We start from the raw sequence: 14996 nt of genomic DNA, 5'->3' as shown, positions 1-14996 counted from the left end.
TCGCCCCGAGAAGGAGATTCGCATGCGTGCATCGCTTCGCGTCGTCGTCACCCTGCTGGTGGTCGCTGCCGCTGTCCTCGCCGGCATCTGGCTCTGGCGCTACTACATGCTCTCGCCCTGGACCCGCGATGCCCGGGTGCGGGCCGACGTGGTGGTGGTGGCGCCGGACGTGTCCGGCTGGGTGACCGACCTGGAGGTCAAGGACAACCAGGTGGTCAAGGTCGGCGACGTGCTGATGCGCATCGACCAGGAACGCTACCAGGCCAACCTGGAGCAGGCCCGCGCCGTCGCCGAGACCCGTCACCAGCAATACCTGTTGCGCCAGAACGAGGCGGCCCGGCGCAGCCGCCTGGGCATCGGCGCGATCAGCGCCGAGGACAAGGAAAACGCCCAGATCAATGCCGCCATCGCTCGCAGCGAGTACCAGGAGGCGCTGGCCCAGGTGAAGATCGCCGAACTCAACCTCAAGCGCAGCGAGCTGCGCGCCGCGCGCAACGGCCAGGTGACCAACCTGCGCCTGGCCCAGGGCAACTACGCCACGGCGGGCCAGGCGGTGATGGCGTTGGTCGACCAGCAGTCCTTCTATGTGGTCGCCTACTTCGAGGAAACCAAGCTGCCCGGCATCCGCGTCGGCATGCGCGCCCAGGTCCGCCTGATGAGCGGCGATCAGCCGATCGACGGCACGGTGGAGAGCATCAGCAGCGGTATCACCGACCGCAACTCGACGCCGGACGGCCAGTTGCTGGCCAATGTCGAGCCGACCTTCAACTGGGTGCGCCTGGCGCAGCGTATTCCGGTGCGCATCCGCCTCGACCAGGTGCCGGCGGATGTCCACCTGAGCGCCGGGATGACCGCCAGCGTCACCGTGCAGGGGGACTGAACGGCAGCGCTTGCGTGGCGCCATCCAGCGTGCTGGCGCCAAGCGCGCAGGCCAGCGCCGCCAGCACCAGGGCGAGGCCGACCCAGGGCGTCGCGGCGACTCCCAGTGCCGCCACCACCAGGCCGCCCAGCGCCGCGCCGAGGCCCACGCCCAGGTGCATGGCCGAGGTGTTCAGGGCGACGCCGGCGGAACCGCTGGCCGGATCGCTGCGCAGCAGGAAGCTCTGCACCACCGGTGAGATCATCCAGCTGATCGCGCTCCAGACCATCAGTACCGGCAGGAACCCGATGCTGCCCAGGCTCAGCGGCACCGCCGCCAGCGCCAGGGCGAAGGCCGCCGGTACCAGACGCAGGGCGCGCCGGTGGCCGAGGCGGTCGGCCAGCCAGCCGCCGATATAGCCGCCGCTCAGCGCTGCCAGGCCGATCAGCAGGAGGATCAGGCTGATCTCGCTGGGCGAGCGAATACCGGCCATGCTCGCCAGGTACGGGGTGAAATAGGCGAACAGGGTGAAGTGCCCGCCGAGCAACAGGATCGATACCAGTTGCGCGAGCCACAGCGCGGGCTGGCGCAACTGCCGCAGGTAGCCTTCGCGGCCGGGCAGGTCGCCGGCCTGGCGTTGCGGCAGGTAGCGCCAGAGCAGCAGGCACAAGGGCAGCGAATAGACCGCGATGCCGGCGAAGATCCAGCGCCAGCCGAACCAGTCGCTGATCTGTACGCCCAGTGGCACGCCGAACACCAGCGAACCGCTGATGCCCATGAAGATCAGGCCGATCGCCCGGCCGCGCTGGGCCGGGGCGGCCAGCTCGGCGGCGAGCAGGCTGGCGAGGACGATCAGCAGCCCGCAACAGGCCGACATTCCCAGGCGAGCCAGGAGCAGGCCGAGATAGCCCGGAGCGAGGGCGGCGAGCGCGTTGCTGAGGGCGAACAGCAGCAGGGTCGCCAGCAGCAGGCGGCGGCGTTCGATGCGCCGGGTCAGCCAGCCGAGCAGCGGTGCGGCGAGGGCGAAGCCGAGGGAGAACAGGGTGGTGAGCTGGCCGGCCAGGCTGATGGAGACCCGCAGGTCTTCGGCCAGGGGCGGCAGGATGCCGATCAGGATGCTTTCCGCCAGGCCGGCGGCGAAGGTGGTCAGGGATAGCAACAGCAAGCGAAGGTCCATGGCGGCTCCGATTCCCGGTAAGGGGTTTCGGGCGGTGGAATGCCTTCGGTTATCCCTGGTGATTGAGGTAAGACAGCGGACAGGGTAGAGCAGCGCGCGGCGGCCCGGCAAGTCCGCCGGGCCGGATGGCCCGACGGTAGGGAAAGCCGCTCAGCCGATGCTGATCGGTGGCAGTTCGGCCAGCTCGACGCTGAGCTTCTCTTCCGGCGCCATGATCTCTGCTTCGCCGTCGACCACCTGCTTGCCTGCCTGGTTGAACACCCGCGTGGCTATGCGCACGCGGTTCTTCGGCAGCTTCTCGAGGACTTCCAGTTCGACCTTCAGGTCGTCGCCGAGCTTGACCGGACGGGTGAAGCGCAGGGTCTGGCCGAGATAGATGGTGCCTGGGCCGGGCAGCACGGTGGCGATCGCCGCGCTGATCAGGGCGCCGCTGAGCATGCCGTGGGCGATGCGTTCCTTGAACTGGGTGGTGGCCGCGTAGGCGGCGTCCAGATGCACCGGGTTGCGGTCGCCGGAGACTGCGGCGAACAACTGCAGGTCGCGCTCGGCGATGCTGCTGGTGTACTCGGCCTTTTGCCCGACCTCTAGCTCGGCGTAGGGAATGTTCTGGACCTGGCTCATGTTCTCTCCTTTGTCGAATGATCCCGGCGGTGGCGCAGGGCCTGTTCCAGCCAGTCGATCAGGTCTTGGGTGACCGCGTCGCGGTTGCTCTCGTTGAACAGCTCGTGACGGGCCTCGGGATAGGTCTTCAGGGTCACCTGGCGCAGCCCGGCACCGCGCAGGGCGTCGGCCAGGTCGCCCAGGCGCTTGCCCTGGCTGACCGGGTCGCGTTCGCCGCCGATGACCAGCAGCGGCAGGTCGGCATCGATCTGCCCCAGGTGGGTGGGCGGGGTGATATCGGCCAGGCCGCCGAGCAGGTCCACCCACAACTGGTTGCTGCAGCGGAAGCCGCACAGCGGGTCGGCCACGTACCTGTCGACTTCCTGCGGATCGCGACTGAGCCAGTCGAAGGCCGTGCGATTGGGCTTGAACGCCTTGTTGAACGAGCCGAACGAGAGGAAGTCGATCAGCGCGCTCTTGCCCAGCGGCCCCTGGCGCCAGCGCTCGAAGCGGGCGATCAGGCGGGCGATCCGGTAGAGCGCTTGCGGCTGGTAGTTGGAACCGGAAAGGATCGCCCCTTGCAGGCTGCAGCTGTGGTGCAGCAGGTAGGCCATGGAGATGTAGCTGCCCATGCTGTGGCCCAGCAGGAAGATCGGCAGTTCCGGGTGCTGCTGGCGGATATGGTGGTTCAGGCTGGCCAGGTCGCCGACCACCTTGCCCCAGCCGCCCTGGTCGGCGAAGTGGCCCAGCTCGTCGGCTTCGGCGGTCCGGCCGTGGCCGCGCTGGTCGATCGCATAGAAGTGGTAGCCGGCAGCGTTCAGCGCGGCGGCGAGACGCTCGTAGCGACCGGCGTGCTCGGCCATGCCGTGGGACAGCATCACCGCGCCGACGGCCGTTGCGCTCGGCCAGTGGCGGGTGTACAGCGGGGTTTCGTCGCTGGCGGGGAGCCAGTAGGCAGCGGCGGGCATGTTCGTTCCTTGTGCCGGGCGGACGCGTTCCGGCGCATTCTAGCAGCGTACGCGGCTTCGTCCCGGAAAAGCGCCACCCTTGGGCACGGGCCGCTCTGGAATGGCGGGCGGCGAAGAGCGACAGGCTGGAGATTCACACTATCAATAAGGGCAGGAGGAGTATTTGCGCTGTCCGACGCAACTGCTAAGTTGCCCGATGCCCCGCACATGCGGGCCAGACCCGCTCAGGTAAGAGGACAAGAATAAATGCAACCTGAATTCTGGAACGACAAACGCCCGGCCGGCGTACCCGACAGTCTCGACTTCGCCGCCTACCGTTCCGTGGTCGAGGTCTTCGAGCGCTCCTGCAAGAAATTCGCCGACCGCCCGGCCTTCAGCAATCTCGGCGTGACGCTCAGCTACGCCGAACTCGATCGTCTGTCCGCCGCCTTCGCCGCCTACCTGCAGAAACAGACCGATCTCCAGCCCGGCGACCGCATAGCGGTGCAGATGCCCAATGTCCTGCAATATCCCATCGCGGTGTTCGGCGCCTTGCGCGCGGGGCTGGTGGTGGTCAACACCAATCCGCTGTACACCGCCCGCGAAATGCGCCACCAGTTCAAGGACGCCGGCGTGCGTGCGCTGGTCTACCTGAACGTGTTCGGCAAGCTGGTCGAGGAAGTGCTCCCGGATACGCGGATCGAGTACCTGATCGAGGCGCGCATGGGCGACCTGTTGCCGGCGCTGAAGGGTTGGCTGGTGAACAGCGTGGTGAAGTCGGTGAAGAAGATGGTCCCCGATTATCGCTTGCCCCAGGCGCTGCCGTTCAGGCAGGCCTTGAAGCAAGGCCAGGGCCATGCCCTGCAGCCGGTCAGGGTCGGCCTGGAGGATGTCGCCGTGTTGCAGTACACCGGCGGCACCACCGGGGTCTCGAAGGGGGCGATGCTCACCCACGGCAACCTGGTGGCGAACATGCTGCAGGTCCACGCCCAGCTTTCCCAGCTCGGCAAGGATGGCCTGCCGCTGATGAAGGAGGCGCAGGAGGTGATGATCGCGCCGCTGCCGCTCTACCACATCTATGCCTTCACCGCGAACTGCATGTGCATGATGGTCAGCGGCAACCATAACGTGCTGATCACCAACCCGCGCGACATCCCCGGTTTCGTCAAGGAACTGAAGAAGTGGCGTTTCTCCGCGCTGCTCGGCCTCAACACCCTGTTCGTCGCGCTGATGGAGCACCCCGGGTTCAAGGACGTCGATTTCTCCAACCTGAAGCTCACCAACTCCGGCGGCACCGCACTGGTCAGCGCCACCGCCGAGCGCTGGAAGGGCGTCACCGGCTGCACCGTGGTGGAAGGCTATGGCCTCACCGAATGCTCGCCGGTGGTGACCACCAACCCCTACGGCGAGCAGGCACGCCTGGGTACGGTGGGGATACCGGTCGTGGGCACGGCGCTCAAGGTGATCGACGAGCAGGGCAACGAGCTGCCTGTCGGCGAACGTGGCGAACTCTGTGTGAAAGGTCCGCAAGTGATGAAGGGGTACTGGCAGCGTCCCGAGGCCACCGAGGAGATTCTCGATGCCGAAGGCTGGCTGAAGACCGGCGACATCGCGGTGATCGACGAGGACGGCTTCGTGCGCATCGTCGATCGCAAGAAGGACCTGATCCTGGTCTCCGGCTTCAATGTCTACCCCAACGAGATCGAAGACGTGGTGATGGCCCATCCGAAGGTGGCCAGTTGCGCGGCAGTGGGCATTCCCGACGAGAAGTCCGGCGAGGCGGTGAAGCTGTTCGTGGTGGCCCGCGACCCCAGCCTGTCGGTCGAGGAACTCAAGGCCTACTGCAAGGAAAACCTCACCGGATACAAAATTCCGCGACAGATTGTGCTCAAGGATGCATTACCGATGACGCCTGTGGGTAAAATCCTCCGTCGTGAGCTGCGCGAAATCGCCTGATAGCCTTACAAGGCTCTGAAACGGGCATTTGCCGGGGACAGGAAAGACCGTGACCGAGACTAATGTCTCGGTCATTTTTTTGACCGAATAGGTCATGTTTGGTGCTGGTCTGCCTCTGGCAAAGCTGATAATCTCGGCGCGCCTAATAGCCCTGGGTCCAGGGTTAGCGAGCAGATCACAACAAGATGCCGCCATGAGCGGTGAAGATTAGCTGTTGCTTAGGAGTGGGCTTCCATGATCGAAAACTTCTGGAAGGACAAGTACCCAGCGGGTATTGCTGCCGAGATCAATCCCGACCAGTACCCGAACATCCTGTCGGTACTGAAGGAGTCCTGCCAACGTTTTGCCACCAAGCCCGCGTTCACCAACCTGGGCAAGACCCTGACCTACGGCGAGCTGTACAAGCTGTCCGGCGACTTCGCCGCCTACCTGCAGCAGCACACCGATCTCAAGCCCGGCGACCGCATCGCCGTCCAGTTGCCCAACGTCCTGCAATACCCGATCGTGGTCTTCGGCGCCATGCGCGCCGGCCTCATCGTGGTCAACACCAACCCGCTGTACACCGCGCGCGAACTGGAACACCAGTTCAACGACTCCGGCGCCAAGGCGGTGGTCTGCCTGGCCAACATGGCCCACCTGGTCGAGGGCGTACTGCCGAAGACCGGCGTCAAGCAGGTGATCGTCACCGAAGTCGGCGACATCCTGCCGCCGCTGAAGCGCTTCATCGTCAACTTCGTGGTCAAGCACATCAAGAAGATGGTGCCGGCCTACAGCCTGCCGCAAGCCACCAAGCTGACCGACGCGCTGGCCAGGGGCGCCGGCAAGTCGTTCCAGGAAGCCGCGCCGCAGGCCGACGACGTCGCCGTGCTGCAATACACCGGCGGCACCACCGGGGTCGCCAAGGGCGCCATGCTGACCCACCGCAACCTGGTGGCCAACATGTTGCAGTGCAAGGCGCTGATGGGCGCCAACCTCAACGAGGGCTGCGAGATCCTCATCGCGCCGCTGCCGCTGTACCACATCTATGCCTTCACCTTCCATTGCATGGCGATGATGCTCACCGGCAACCACAACATCCTGATCACCAACCCGCGCGACCTGCCGTCGATGCTCAAGGACCTCGGCCAGTGGAAGTTCACCGGCTTCGTCGGCCTGAACACCCTGTTCGTCGCCCTGTGCAACAACGAAACCTTCCGCAAGCTGGACTTCTCCGCGCTGAAGCTGACCCTCTCCGGCGGCATGGCGCTGCAACTGGCCACCGCGGAGCGCTGGAAGGAAGTCACCGGCTGCGCCATCTGCGAAGGCTACGGCATGACCGAGACCGCGCCGGTGGTATCGGTCAACCCGTTCCAGAACATCCAGGTCGGCACCATCGGTATCCCGGTGCCCTCGACCCTGTGCAAGGTGATTGGCGACGACGGCCAGGAAGTGCCCCTGGGCGAGCGCGGCGAACTCTGCGTGAAGGGTCCGCAGGTGATGAAGGGCTACTGGCAGCGCCAGGAGGCCACCGACGAGATCCTCGACGCCGATGGTTGGCTGAAGACCGGCGATATCGCCATCATCCAGGAAGACGGCTACATGCGCATCGTCGACCGGAAGAAGGACATGATCCTGGTCTCCGGCTTCAATGTGTATCCGAACGAACTGGAAGACGTGCTGGCGACCCTGCCGGGCGTCCTGCAGTGCGCCGCGATCGGCATCCCCGACGAGAAGTCCGGCGAGTCGATCAAGGTCTTCGTGGTGGTCAAGCCGGGGGCGACCCTGACCAAGGAACAGGTCATGCAGCACATGCATGACAACCTGACCGGCTACAAGCGGCCGAAGGCCGTGGAGTTCCGCGACAGCCTGCCGACCACCAACGTCGGCAAGATCCTGCGCCGCGAACTGCGCGACGAAGAGCTGAAGAAAGCGGGCCAGAAGTAAGTCCGCCGTTGCCTGAAGAAGCCCCGCCGATGCGGGGCTTCTTCGTTGCAGGCAGTCGGTTGCGGGGTGAGCGGGCCTGTGCGGACGTGCCGGCAGCGCATCACCTGCCGGAGGAACCCCCCATGGCCCGCCTCGATCCTGCCCTGGCCGAAGAAATACGCCGTCTGCCGATCAGCCGGCGTCTGGAACTGACCCAGGCATTGCTGCATCGCGCCGGCCTCGAGGTGGAGCGCCAATGGCTGCGAGTGGCCGAGGATCGCCTCGCCGACTGCCGGGCGGGGACCGCCGATGCGCTGCCGCTGGCCGAGATGCTCAAGCGACTGGGGCGCTGAGAGGGCCATCGCCCACCTGCAGCGTCGGCCGTATCGCGGCAGCGAGCGTTAACCGGGATTCTTCCTCTTCCGCTCAAATCTGCGACAATTCCGAATATTTTTCGCCTCGGCAGTGGCCGGAGCTTCTCCCGTCCTCCGCGACTGCGGCACGCTCACAGCATTCGAAAAGCCTAGATGACCGACCAGACTCCTTCCCTCGACCAACTCGTCCGGCGCCTCGACCAGGCCCAGATCAGCGACCGCCACCGCTTGCGCCGGCAGCTCCACGAACTGCGCAAGCAGCCCGACGACGCGCGCCTGGCGCAGTGGGTCGAGCGCTTCCAGACCTCCTGCGCCAAGGTCGAGGCGCGGCGCGCCAGCGTGCCGGCGATCCGCTACGACGACAGCCTGCCGATCGCCGCCAAGCGCGACGAGATCAAGGCCGCTATCGCCGCCCACCAGGTGGTGGTGATCGCCGGCGAGACCGGCTCGGGCAAGACCACCCAGTTGCCGAAGATCTGTCTGGAGCTGGGTCGCGGCATCCACGGCCTGATCGGCCATACCCAGCCGCGTCGGCTGGCGGCGCGCAGCGTGGCGACGCGGGTCGCGGAAGAGATCGGTACGCCGCTGGGCGCGCTGGTCGGCTACCAGGTGCGCTTCGAGGACCAGAGCGACGACAGCACCCTGGTCAAGCTGATGACCGACGGCATCCTCCTGGCCGAGACCCAGCATGACCGCTACCTGGAGCGCTACGACACGCTGATCGTCGACGAAGCCCACGAGCGCAGCCTGAACATCGACTTCCTCCTCGGCTACCTGAAGACCCTGTTGCACCGGCGTCCGGACCTGAAGCTGATCATCACCTCGGCGACCATCGACCTGGAGCGTTTCTCCCGGCATTTCGACGGCGCCCCGGTGATCGAGGTTTCCGGCCGCACCTATCCGGTGGAGACCTGGTACCGGCCGTTGGCGGCGGAAACCGACGAGGAGGGCAACCGGGTCGAGGACGACCTGTCGGTGGACCAGGGCATCCTCGCCGCCCTCGACGAGATCGCCGCCCACGAACGCGAGGTCGGCAAGCGGCCCGGCGACGTGCTGGTGTTCCTCCCCGGCGAGCGGGAGATCCGCGACGCCGCGGAGATGCTGCGCAAGGCCAACCTGCGCCACACCGAGGTGCTGCCGCTGTACGCGCGACTGACCCCGGCCGAGCAGCAGAAGATCTTCCAGCCGCGCCCGGGACGCAAGATCGTGCTGTCCACCAACGTCGCGGAAACCTCGCTGACGGTGCCGGGCATCCGTTACGTGATCGACAGCGGCACCGCGCGGATCAGCCGCTACAGCTACCGCGCCAAGGTCCAGCGGCTGCCCATCGAGGCGGTGTCGCAGGCCAGCGCCAACCAGCGCAAGGGCCGTTGCGGACGGGTCGAGCCGGGCATATGCGTGCGTCTCTACAGCGAGGAGGACTTCAACGCGCGTCCGGCCTTCACCGACCCGGAAATCCTCCGCACCAACCTGGCCGCGGTGATCCTGCAGATGCTGCACCTGCGCCTCGGCGACATCGAGGCGTTCCCCTTCATCGAGCCGCCGGACGGCAAGGCGATCAAGGACGGCTTCACCCTTCTGCAGGAACTGTCGGCGGTCAACCGCGAAGGCCAGCTGACCCCGCTGGGGCGCCAACTGGCGCGCCTGCCGATCGACCCGAGGCTGGGCCGCATGCTGCTGGAGGCGGCCCAGCAGGGTAGCCTCGAGGAAGTGTTGACGGTGGCCAGCGCGCTGTCCGTGCAGGACCCGCGCGAGCGTCCGGTGGAGCGGCAGCAGGCCGCCGACCAGGCGCACGCGCAATGGAAGGACCCGGATTCCGACTTCGCCGCGCTGATCAATCTCTGGCGTGGCTTCGAGGAGCAGCGCCAGGCGCTGGGTTCCAATGCCCTGCGCAGCTGGTGCCGGAAGAACTTCCTCAACTACCTGCGCCTGCGTGAGTGGCGCGACGCCCACCGCCAACTGACCCTGATCTGCCGCGAACTGAAGCTGCCGTTCGGGCGTCCGGCCAAGGCCGAGGCGCGCAAGCCGGAGGCGAAGAAAGGCGCGTCGGCCGACAACGAACGCGAGGTACCGGGGATCGATTACGCGGCGGTCCACAAAGCGATCCTGTCCGGCCTGCTCAGCCAGATCGGGCAGAAGGCCGAGGAAGGCGACTACCTCGGCGCTCGCCAGCGACGTTTCTGGATCCATCCGTCCAGCGGCATCGCTCGCAAGCGCCCGCAATGGATCATGGCCGCGGAACTGGTGGAGACCACCAAGCTGTTCGCCCGAATGGTCGCGAAGATCGAGCCGGACTGGCTGGAGCCGCTGGCCGGGCACCTGATCAAGACCAACCACTTCGAGCCGCACTGGGAGAAGCGTCGCGGCCAGGTGGTGGCGTTCGAGCAGGTCACCCTCTACGGCCTCATCGTCATCGGTCGACGTCCGGTGCACTACGGTCCGATCGACCCGCCGGTGGCGCGCGAGCTGTTCATCCGCGAAGGCCTGGTGCGCGGCGAGATCAACAGCCGCGCCAAGTGCCTGAGCGCCAACCGGCAGTTGCTGGAAAAGCTCGACGAGCTGGAAGCCAAGGCACGCCGGCGCGACATCCTGGCTGACGAGGAAACCCTGTTCGCCTATTACGACGCGCGCCTGCCGGCGGATATCTACCAGACCGCCAGTTTCGAGAAATGGTACGCCCGCGAGCGGCAGAATCAGCCGGACCTGCTGCTGATGCGCGAGGAAGACGTGCTGGCCCGCGAAGCCAGCGAAGTCACTGCGGCGCAGTACCCGGATCGCCTGCGCCTGGGCGACCTGCACCTGTCGCTGAGCTACCAGTTCGAGCCCGGCACCGCGCGCGACGGCGTCACCGTGCGGGTACCGGCGCCGCTGCTGCCGCAATTGCCGGCCGAACGCATCGACTGGCTGGTGCCCGGCCTGCTCTACGACAAGGCGGTGGCGCTGGTGCGCAACCTGCCGAAGGCGATCCGCAAGAGCTTCGTGCCGGTACCGGACTTCGTCCGCGCCGCCCTGGAGCGCATCACCTTCGGCGAAGGTTCGCTGCCGCAGGTGCTGGGCCGCGAGCTTCAGCGCATGACCGGCGTGCGGGTAGCCGACGAGGCCTGGGCCGAGGCGGCGACGCAGTTGGACGATCACCTGCGGATGAACATTGAGGTGGTCGACGCCCAGGGCAAGTTCCTCGGCGAGGGCCGCGACCTGGCCGAACTCACCGCGCGTTTCGCCGAAGCCAGCCAGGCGGCGCTGGCGATACCCCAGGCCGACAAGGAACAGCAGCGTCCGGTGGAGGCCAAGGCCTTCGCCAGCGTCGCCGAGAAGGCCCAGCAGAAGGTCGCCGGATTGTCGATGACGGTATACCCGGCGCTGGTGGAGGAGCAGGGCGAGGTCAAGGAAGGGCGCTTCCCGACCCAGGCCGAGGCCGACTACCAACACCGCCGCGCCCTGCAACGACTGCTGTTGCAGCAACTGGCCGAGCCGGCCAAGTACCTGCGCGCCAAGCTGCCGGGGCAGACCGAGATGGGCCTGCTGTACCGCGAGCTGGGACGGGTCGAGGCGCTGGTCGAGGACATCCTCCTGGCCAGTCTCGACAGTTGCGTGCTGCAGGGCGAAAGCCTGCCGCGCGACGGCGCCGCCCTGGCCGCGCTGGCCGAGCGCAAGCGCGCTGCCTGGAACGAGCACGCCGAGCGCCTGGCACGCCTGGTGCTGGATATCCTCAAGCTCTGGCACGGCCTGCAGAAGCGCTTCAAGGGCAAGGTCGAGCTGGCCATGACCGTGCCGCTGAACGACGTCAAGGGCCAACTGGCCAACCTGGTGTATCCGGGGTTCGTCCGCGCCACCCCGCTGGAGTGGTTGAAGGAGTATCCGCGTTACCTCAAGGCCATCGAGCAGCGCCTGGACAAGGTCGCCGGCCAGGTCCAGCGCGACCGGGTGTGGAGCGGCGAGCTGGGCGAACTCTGGGCGCAATACCAGGCGCGCCTCGCCAAGCACGCCCAGGAAGGCAAGCGCGACGCCGAGTTGCAGGTGTATCGCTGGATGCTGGAGGAGTACCGGGTCTCGCTGTTCGCCCAGCAACTGGGAACCCGGCTGCCGGTCTCGGACAAGCGCCTGGCCAAGCAGTGGAGCCAGGTCGAGGGCTAGTTCCAGGGATACCGCGCGAAATGAAAAAGGCGCGCCGGTCGAAACCGGCGCGCCTTTTTCGTTCTGGTCCGATCAGTCGCGCAGGTTCAGTGCGCGACGGATGGTGAAGAACAGGTCGGTCTGGTCGGTCAGGCCGGTGACATTGGCGGCCTGCGGGCCGTAGGCGGCGATGCGCAACTGGGTGCCGGTGTGCTCCTGGGAGCCTTCCTCGGAGTTGCCGTAGCTGATCGCCAGCGGCGCGCCGTCCTTGGTCGTGAGCAGTTGGGTCAGCCCCGGCGCGGCGGTTTCCGGCGGGATGATCTGGCTGGAGTGGGCGTGGTCGGCGGTGACGATCACCAGGGTCTCGCCATCGGCCTTGGCGAAGGCCAGGGCCTTCTGCACGGCTTCGTCGAGGTCGACGGTCTCGCCGATCTGGCCGCACGGATTCGCGGCGTGGTCCTGCTTGTCGATGGACGCGCCCTCGACCTGCAGGAAGAAGCCGTTCGGATTGTCCTTCAGCAGCTCGATGGCCTTGCTGGTCATTTGCGCCAGGGTCGGGATGTCGGCGGTGCGCTTCGGGTTCGCCTCGCAGCTCACCGCCGGCTGGTTCAGGTTGCCGTGGTAGGTGGCGGTCGGACCGAGCCAGCGCACTGGCATGTTGCCCGGCGCGAACAGGCCGATCAGCGGCTGCTTCTGGTTGGCGCGGCGCACGGCTTTCAGCTCGTCGAGGTTCTCGACGATCCGGTAGCCGCGGGCTTCGGCCTGGGCGCGGAGGGTCTTGCCGGCATAGCGGCCAGCCTTGGCGGTTTCCGCGAAGGTCGCGGCGCCGCCGCCGAGAACCACGTCAGGGCGGGTCTTCAGCCACTGCTCGGTGATCGAGCCGGCGCCGCCGTTCTCCAGGGCATTGCTCGGGCACTGCTTGCTGGTGGCCTCGGGACCGTAGCACTTGCGAGCGGTGACGTGGGCGAGCAGGGCGGCGGGGGTGGCGTCCTGCAGCTCGGCGGTGGAGACGTTGCCGGTGGCCTTGCCGTTGAGCTTGGCCAGCTCCAGCAGGTTGCGGTGCGGCTGTTCGTGGATATCCACGCCGATCGCGCCGTTGTACGACTTGACCCCGGTGGTCCAGGCGGTGGCGGAGGCGGCGGAATCGGTCACGTAGTCCGGCAGGCCGCTGTCCTTGTGCAGGGAGTAGTGGGTGTACTGGCCGGTCAGCGGCAGCGCATCGATACCCTTGAAGTAGCCGCCCGCGCCGCGCGCGTAGTTGCGCGCCACGGTGATCTCGGAGTCGCCCATGCCGTCGCCGATCAGCAGGATCACGTTCTTCGCCTTCTTCTTCGACAGCGACTGCTTCAGGGCCTGGGTCAGGTCCTGCTCGACGCGCCGTGCGCCGCCGTACTCGCTGAGTTCGCCACGGGCCTGGCGGTTGAACAGCGACGGATCGTCCTGGCGCGCCTGGGCCGGCAAGGCGCTGCCGAGCACGGCCATGGAGACGGCAAGAGAGAGGGCGAGGGGATAACCTGGGGTCATGACGCATTTCCCTATGTTGAGGAGGTGGCTGTGCGAGACGGCGGGGCCATCCGGCGAGTGCTACGAAAGTAGGGAAGGGTGATGACGGGCTTGTGACAATTTCTTTCGAAGTGTGTGGCGCGCGCGACGCATCACGTCGTGACGAGCGGGGAGCGAGCCGGTATGGTGCGCAGGTCTATTCCGGTTCGTTCAAGGAAAGCCTCCATGAGTCTGCACGGCGTTTACGATTCCCAGAACATCTTCGCCAAGATCATTCGCGGCGAAGCTCCCTGCTACAAGGTCTACGAAGACGAGGACGTGCTCGCCTTCCTCGATCTGTTCCCGCAGTCCTACGGGCATACCCTGGTGATTCCCAAGCACGCCGAGGCGCGCAACCTGCTCGAGATCGATGCGCAGAACCTGGCCAAGGTCATGGCCGTGGTCCAGCGCCTGACCCGCGCCCTGGTCGAGGAGGTGCAGCCGGACGGCGTGCAGGTCGCCCAGTTCAACGGCGCCCCTGCCGGGCAGACGGTCTTCCACATCCATTTCCACGTCATCCCGCGCTTCAGCGGCGAGAATCTCGGCATCCATGCGGCGAAGCAGGGCGACCCGGAAGTGCTCGCACAACTTCAGGAGCGTTTGGCGCAGCGTCTGCAAGGCTGATTGCGCATGGGCCGGCCCGGTTCGGGGGCGGTCCTTCGCTCGTCGGATTTCTCTGAAATATTTTGTTACATACTGTCGAGGGTCAGGCGCGCCGCGGTTTTCCGGCGATGTGCGCAACAATTTGCACAGTTTTTTTGACGTAGCATCCGCGACATCCCGCTCTTCGGAGCGACCACGGCGAACAGGGACGCCAGCCGTGCAGGTTTTTCGAGCAACAGGGGACAGCGGATGTTCAACCCGGCCAACCAGACCCACTTCAGCCTCACCCTCGACGGCCTCCGCCACGACCTGCAGGTCCTCGCCTTCAACGGCCACGAAGGCATCAGTCGCCCCTACCGTTTCGAACTCGAACTGGTCGGAGAGCGCGCCGGCCTCGACCTCGAAACGTTCCTCCACCGGCCCGCCTTCCTCGCCTTCACCCCGCAGGGCCAGGGTGTCCACGGCCTGGTCTACGGCGCTGCCCAGGGCGATGCCGGCAAGCGCCTGACCCGCTATCGCCTCACCCTCGTCCCGCACCTGGCCTACCTCGCCCAGCGCAACAACCAGCGGATCTTCCAGCACCTCACGGTGCCGCAGATCGTCGCCCTGGTCCTCGAGGAGCACGGCATCCTCGCCGACGCCTACCGCTTCCAGCTCGGCACCCGGTATCCCGAGCGCGAATACTGCGTGCAGTACGACGAAAGCGACCTGCATTTCGTCCAGCGCCTCTGTGCCGAAGAGGGCATCCATTTCCATTTCCGGCACAGCGCCGAGGCGCACCTGCTGGTGTTCGGCGACGACCAGACGGTGTTCCCCCGCCTGGGCCGTCCCACCGCCTACGTGCACGACAGCGGGCTGGTCGCCGACGAACCGGTGATCAAGCGCTTCAGCCTGCGCCTGGCCAGCCGCACCACGCGCACCAC

At 66.6% G+C, this 14996-nt stretch carries 11 protein-coding genes; 7 read left to right on the top strand and 4 right to left on the bottom strand.

Annotated features, from left to right (window positions below):
• Nucleotides 1–22: 22 nt before the first annotated feature.
• On the top strand, nt 23–880 hold the full coding sequence (locus JHD77_RS00055; RefSeq protein WP_003091654.1) for an efflux RND transporter periplasmic adaptor subunit: 858 nt from the start codon (nt 23–25) through the stop codon (nt 878–880).
• Here the strand turns inward: JHD77_RS00055 and JHD77_RS00050 are convergent.
• The 3 genes from JHD77_RS00050 to JHD77_RS00040 form a co-directional block, all read right to left on the bottom strand.
• The gene (locus tag JHD77_RS00050; protein WP_003117592.1) at nt 861–2036 is read right to left on the bottom strand and encodes an MFS transporter; all 1176 of its coding nucleotides are present in this window, start codon (nt 2034–2036) and stop codon (nt 861–863) included. The two genes, JHD77_RS00055 and JHD77_RS00050, sit on opposite strands and share 20 nt — an antisense overlap.
• Nucleotides 2037–2186: 150 nt before the next feature.
• The gene (locus JHD77_RS00045) at nt 2187–2657 is read right to left on the bottom strand and encodes a MaoC family dehydratase (RefSeq protein ID WP_003117593.1); all 471 of its coding nucleotides are present in this window, start codon (nt 2655–2657) and stop codon (nt 2187–2189) included.
• The gene (locus tag JHD77_RS00040; protein ID WP_003117594.1) at nt 2654–3604 is read right to left on the bottom strand and encodes an alpha/beta hydrolase; all 951 of its coding nucleotides are present in this window, start codon (nt 3602–3604) and stop codon (nt 2654–2656) included. The genes JHD77_RS00045 and JHD77_RS00040 overlap by 4 nt, the downstream gene beginning before the upstream one ends.
• A gap of 246 nt (nt 3605–3850) precedes the next feature.
• Between JHD77_RS00040 and fadD2 the strand changes: the two genes are divergently transcribed.
• From fadD2 to hrpA, 4 genes are all read left to right on the top strand, one after another.
• Entirely contained in the window at nt 3851–5539 is a 1689-nt protein-coding gene (fadD2, locus tag JHD77_RS00035) for a long-chain-fatty-acid--CoA ligase FadD2 (protein WP_003091644.1), read from the top strand.
• 234 nt (nt 5540–5773) lie between these two features.
• Nucleotides 5774–7462 (top strand): long-chain-fatty-acid--CoA ligase FadD1, encoded by a 1689-nt coding sequence (gene fadD1, locus JHD77_RS00030; protein ID WP_003091643.1) that lies wholly within the window; start codon nt 5774–5776, stop codon nt 7460–7462.
• A gap of 122 nt (nt 7463–7584) precedes the next feature.
• Nucleotides 7585–7794 (top strand): hypothetical protein, encoded by a 210-nt coding sequence (locus tag JHD77_RS00025; RefSeq protein ID WP_003091642.1) that lies wholly within the window; start codon nt 7585–7587, stop codon nt 7792–7794.
• A gap of 174 nt (nt 7795–7968) precedes the next feature.
• Nucleotides 7969–11949, top strand: a complete 3981-nt coding sequence (hrpA, locus tag JHD77_RS00020) for an ATP-dependent RNA helicase HrpA (RefSeq protein ID WP_003105494.1) — start codon at nt 7969–7971, stop codon at nt 11947–11949.
• 72 nt (nt 11950–12021) lie between these two features.
• On the opposite strand, the gene phoA is transcribed toward hrpA, so the two are convergent.
• Nucleotides 12022–13452 carry an alkaline phosphatase gene (gene phoA / locus JHD77_RS00015; RefSeq protein WP_003112133.1) on the bottom strand — a complete coding sequence of 477 codons (1431 nt, stop codon included), beginning with the start codon at nt 13450–13452 and terminating at the stop codon, nt 12022–12024.
• Nucleotides 13453–13656: 204 nt separating this feature from the next.
• Between phoA and JHD77_RS00010 the strand changes: the two genes are divergently transcribed.
• Both JHD77_RS00010 and tssI read left to right on the top strand, forming a co-directional pair.
• A complete protein-coding gene (locus JHD77_RS00010) occupies nt 13657–14094 on the top strand; it encodes an HIT family protein (RefSeq protein WP_003105490.1) in 438 nt (145 codons plus the stop codon).
• Between the two features lie 228 nt (nt 14095–14322).
• Nucleotides 14323–14996 (top strand): type VI secretion system tip protein TssI/VgrG (tssI, locus tag JHD77_RS32255; RefSeq protein WP_031756884.1); only part of this gene is annotated, 674 nt, incomplete at its 3' end.

It is taken from the genome of Pseudomonas sp. P20 (assembly GCF_016463925.1).
GTDB lineage: Bacteria > Pseudomonadota > Gammaproteobacteria > Pseudomonadales > Pseudomonadaceae > Pseudomonas > Pseudomonas aeruginosa.
Note: the sequence above shows the minus strand (reverse complement) of the source record. Positions and strands in the feature narration are given on the sequence as shown.

Bases quoted from the DNA above. Each gene is read 5' to 3' on its own strand.
- JHD77_RS00055 (WP_003091654.1), top strand. From the start codon at position 23: ATGCGTGCATCGCTTCGCGTCGTCGTCACCCTGCTGGTGGTCGCTGCC.
- JHD77_RS00050 (WP_003117592.1), bottom strand. From the start codon at position 2,036: ATGGACCTTCGCTTGCTGTTGCTATCCCTGACCACCTTCGCCGCCGGC.
- JHD77_RS00045 (WP_003117593.1), bottom strand. From the start codon at position 2,657: ATGAGCCAGGTCCAGAACATTCCCTACGCCGAGCTAGAGGTCGGGCAA.
- JHD77_RS00040 (WP_003117594.1), bottom strand. From the start codon at position 3,604: ATGCCCGCCGCTGCCTACTGGCTCCCCGCCAGCGACGAAACCCCGCTG.
- fadD2 (WP_003091644.1), top strand. From the start codon at position 3,851: ATGCAACCTGAATTCTGGAACGACAAACGCCCGGCCGGCGTACCCGAC.
- fadD1 (WP_003091643.1), top strand. From the start codon at position 5,774: ATGATCGAAAACTTCTGGAAGGACAAGTACCCAGCGGGTATTGCTGCC.
- JHD77_RS00025 (WP_003091642.1), top strand. From the start codon at position 7,585: ATGGCCCGCCTCGATCCTGCCCTGGCCGAAGAAATACGCCGTCTGCCG.
- hrpA (WP_003105494.1), top strand. From the start codon at position 7,969: ATGACCGACCAGACTCCTTCCCTCGACCAACTCGTCCGGCGCCTCGAC.
- phoA (WP_003112133.1), bottom strand. From the start codon at position 13,452: ATGACCCCAGGTTATCCCCTCGCCCTCTCTCTTGCCGTCTCCATGGCC.
- JHD77_RS00010 (WP_003105490.1), top strand. From the start codon at position 13,657: ATGAGTCTGCACGGCGTTTACGATTCCCAGAACATCTTCGCCAAGATC.